This is a genomic window from Shewanella sp. 11B5, from assembly GCF_002836795.1.
Lineage (GTDB): Bacteria > Pseudomonadota > Gammaproteobacteria > Enterobacterales > Shewanellaceae > Shewanella > Shewanella frigidimarina.
Genome location: NZ_PJAP01000579.1, coordinates 1 through 4,151 on the forward strand (window position 1 = coordinate 1; position 4,151 = coordinate 4,151).

Annotated in this window: 3 protein-coding genes; 2 read left to right on the forward strand and 1 reads right to left on the reverse strand. The window is 40.7% G+C overall.

Annotated features, from left to right (window positions below; translation table 11 throughout):
* Positions 1-8: 8 nt before the first annotated feature.
* Together xni and CXF78_RS13495 are read left to right on the forward strand one after the other, a co-directional pair.
* Complete coding sequence (gene xni, locus CXF78_RS13490; RefSeq protein ID WP_102037090.1) at positions 9-776, forward strand: flap endonuclease Xni; 768 nt, start codon at positions 9-11, stop codon at positions 774-776.
* Between the two features lie 247 nt (positions 777-1,023).
* Positions 1,024-1,422 (forward strand): DUF3192 domain-containing protein, encoded by a 399-nt coding sequence (locus CXF78_RS13495; RefSeq protein ID WP_011638226.1) that lies wholly within the window; start codon positions 1,024-1,026, stop codon positions 1,420-1,422.
* A 95-nt stretch (positions 1,423-1,517) separates the two neighbouring features.
* Here the strand turns inward: CXF78_RS13495 and CXF78_RS13500 are convergent, their stop codons facing one another.
* Positions 1,518-3,902, reverse strand: a complete 2,385-nt coding sequence (locus CXF78_RS13500; protein ID WP_374702294.1) for a S9 family peptidase — start codon at positions 3,900-3,902, stop codon at positions 1,518-1,520.
* Between the last annotated feature and the right edge of the window lie 249 nt (positions 3,903-4,151).

The window sequence follows — 4,151 nt, forward strand, 5'->3', positions numbered from 1 at the left end:
AAAAACAAATGAATAAACTACACATAATTGACGGACTCAACCTCGTACGCCGCATTCATGCGGTGTTACCTGATGAAAACGATATTGCCAGCGTTCAAGAGCGCGTTTTAGCTGCATCTAAAAAAATGTTGCTGCAACATCAACCAACCCATTGCATGGTCGTTTGGGATGGCAATGAGCCATCCTGGCGCAAAACACTGTACAGCGATTACAAGAAAGGTCGTAAACCCATGCCAACGGCATTAAGTGATGGCTTGGTAAATATCAAAGCCACACTTGCAGAACACGATATCAACTCCTTTGACGCTCAATCTGAAGCCGATGATGTTATCGCCACCATTGCGATGAAAATGATCAGCAATAAGGGAGAAGTTATTATCGTGTCAACCGACAAAGGCTTTAGCCAGTTACCAACTAAAAACCTCACCTTGTGGGATCATTTTAATCAACAGGTTTTTGATGTTGAACAATATGAAAAGAAACTGGGAATAGAGCAATACCAAATGCTCGACTTTATTGCACTAGCAGGTGACAGCGGCAATAAAATACCCGGAATTATGGGGATAGGCCCAAAATCTGCAGCTGATTTACTCAATAAATTTAGAACGCTGGCTAATTTATATCGCTCTTTAGATAACCTTGGCGCCAAGCAAGCACTTAAATTAGCCGAAGGAAAAGAGATAGCCAGAATTAGTTATAAATTAGCCCAGTTACAATGCGATATTCCACTGAATATTAATTTGAAACAATTTAGGATCAATCCGATAACAAACTAATGTCATAATAAGCTAACTGCCACTCTGGATAAAGGATGGGCTATAGCGTTAAAACGAATGTATTTAGAGTCTGCTATATCACTATTGCCACGGATGTTGCCAAGGGTTTTACATCATAATAGTAGGTTTATGGTAAGCCGATACAATGCAGATAGCGGAACTAAATACTAGATGATAACCGTTTATTATCCAGAGTTGAGCTTACATACAGTCAACGACATTAATACCATAATGGATTATCCAGATTATGAACAATAAAGTGACATATATCATCGGTGGAATTTTCACTGCCTATTTACTGTTTGTTGCCGTGGTGATTTTTGTTTATGAACCACAGCCAGAAGACAGAGCTTGGGATGATCGCCAGGCGTTCAATTTACAAAAAATGAGCGAAGTCAGCTTTGGTCAAAGCCTTGATGAGATCAGAACATTATTAGGCAGTGCAGATTTTGTCGAAGCCAAAACCGGCATAGATGGACAATATCAAGTGATGTATTACCGTACCCACCATATAAAATCAGACGGTGAAACCACTAAAGAAGAGTGCACGCCATTGTTATTCAGAGATAATCTGCTGATTGCATGGGGACAAGACACTGAAGATCAATATTTTGCTGTGCCAATAACCCATCAAGATCCGCAATAACTCGTTCTATATCGGTGGTATCAATAATAAAAAACGCCCTATCTGTATCAGCATAGGGCGTTTTTTTGTTCATTTAGATAAACATTGATAGCGGTTTAATCTACTTTTTTATATTCCTGATAAGCTTCACCTTGGCGAAGCCAATTAGGGGCTTGCTCACCTTTCAAGTAATGATCGAAGTACTGCTTCATCTTAATGGTATAATCAAGTTTATTGGGATACTTTTTCAAATGATGTGGCTCATCTTCATATTGTAAAAACACCACATCCTTCCCTGCTCGACGCATTGCTAGATACAACTCAACTCCCTGCTCCCAAGGCACTGCATCATCTTTATCACCAAACATAATCATCATGGGTGTTTGGATGCGATCAACATAAAAAATAGGCGAGTTTTCAATGTACCTTTGTGGTGCCTTGAACAGACTCTCACCCATTCGACTTTGACCGGTTTCATATTGAAATTGTCTTGCTAACCCTGAACCATGGCGAATACCACTGTAAGCACTGGTCATATTCGACACCGGAGCACCTGTGACTACCGCTTTAAAGATATTGGTTTGGGTTACCGCATAAGCACTCTGATAGCCGCCCCAAGAATGCCCTTGAATACCAACAGCATCAGGATCGGCAACTCCCATCGCTATCAATTTTTGGACGCCAGCGGTCAAGGCTTTAACTGAGGAAATCCCAGGATAACCAATCTCAAAACGAATATCAGGTAAGAAAATCGCATATCCATTATCTGCATACCAAGCAAAGTTAGGTCGATGATTGAGTTTCATATCAGGAAATGCATGCAACCTATCACTCATAAAACGATAGAAATACACTAAGGTTGGATACTGTTTACCGGCTTGGTAATTTGTTGGCTTAATGAGGACTCCATCCATGTTAACCCCGTCACCATCTCGCCAATGTACTAGCTCCGCATTTCCCCATTTAAAGGGTTTACGCTGCTTATCCAGTTGGGTCACCTGTTGGGCGTTCTGTGGTGAGGTATTAGCTGCAATATATAAATCAGGATACAAATCATAGCGCTGTTTCGAAAACACCACTGTCGAGGCTTTATTTGCTCTGGCAAGCAACGTTAATTTACTGTTGCTTTCGGTTAAGCGCTTCACACCCGCTATGCCAATTTGAGCGCTAAAAAATCCGTCTGCTTTTGATAGATGACTATAACCTTGCAATAGTACAGTTTCAGCATCACTCACTACCGCGGGTAACAATTCATCCTTCACTAAGCCAACTAGCCTGAATTGAGTTTTCTGCTTTCGCCCCTCGCCATTGGTTAGCATAAACCCTTGGTTAGATATGGTACTAAACTGCCATACATCATATTTATCATAAACGGTTATCGCACTATCATCGGCTAACCAAGGGCCAAAACCGTAACCGGGTGCAGCACTGGGATAGTCATGGTCTTCATCAGCAAAAGGTGTCGTAATATTAGAAGTCAAATTAACTCGACGTTGAGATGCAATATCTAACAGAAACACGTTACCTTGCTGATAATAAGCCAGAAACTTAGCATTCGGTGACAGTGTAGGCATTGCATCACTGGGTTGCTGAGTTAACACAGGAATTTTATTACCGTTGTTTACATCAACCAAATACACATCACGATAAAAGCCTGCCCAGGTGATCATTTTTTGATATGGCACATCAGAACTGGCCAATAAAAAACGTGCTTGTTCACCGTAAGTGACATCTGGCACCATTTTATCGGCTAACTGGACTAACTTATTTGAATCTAAGTGTAAAACGGCTAAATAAGTGCGTTTTAATTCTTGCTCATATTCTTTGACTTCTTGAGGCTTAATTTTGGCATCATCGCCATGCCAAATACGTAACTGCTTTTTTGCCGTGATAATCTCTGGATTAAAGACATCATTGGCATTTTGATAATCAGCTAATTCAGCTTGCTGTGCGACTTTGGGGACTCGACCAACATACAAACGTTGGCCGTCTTTTGAAAACTGTAAGCTTGAGTACTGGTTATATGTCCAACCTTCAGACTGAGCAAATTGCTGTTGTTTATTCTGCTCTACATCAATAAGCAACATATCATGCTCACGGCCATAGCGTGTCGAACTCGCGGCACCTTTGGTCACTGCAACATATTGACCATCATCGCTGATCGCTAATGCTTCAATATGTTCATCGCTACTACCATAAAGCTGACGCTGTTTTTGGTCATCCAATGTCACCAATACAACTTGGTGCAGTTGATTTTCACCTTGATTGACGACTACAACAAAATGCTTCCCAGTTTTATCAAAAGCGAATTGGGTCACATCAGATAGCTGCGAGTGTTGATTGGTAGCCAAATTAATTAACCGAATATCAGCACCTTTATCAGCCTCCTCAATTTCAGCATGAGTCTCATCTTCAGACTTAGCCATTTTTTTAGCGGCAATAGATTCGGGGCTAATAAATTCAGAAACTTTAGACTCTGAAGCAATAGATTCAACAGCCATAGATTCCGATAATTCAGATTTCGCATCGGTAGATTCAGGCTTGCTAACCTTAAATTTCACCACTAAAAAATGACCATTGTCGCTAAACAAGGCGGAATCTACATTTTCAAATTTCTGCTGTTTGCCATTTTGAGTATTCAGTAAGACCACTTCATGAGGTAAATCGGCTTTCTTCTCGGTTTCTCGTTCAAATAAGTTCGCTTCAATAGTCGCCAACACAAATTTCCCATCAGCACTGACATTAACATC

Bases quoted from the DNA above. Each gene is read 5' to 3' on its own strand.
- xni (WP_102037090.1), top strand. From the start codon at position 9: ATGAATAAACTACACATAATTGACGGACTCAACCTCGTACGCCGCATT.
- CXF78_RS13495 (WP_011638226.1), top strand. From the start codon at position 1,024: ATGAACAATAAAGTGACATATATCATCGGTGGAATTTTCACTGCCTAT.
- CXF78_RS13500 (WP_374702294.1), bottom strand. From the start codon at position 3,902: ATGGCTGTTGAATCTATTGCTTCAGAGTCTAAAGTTTCTGAATTTATT.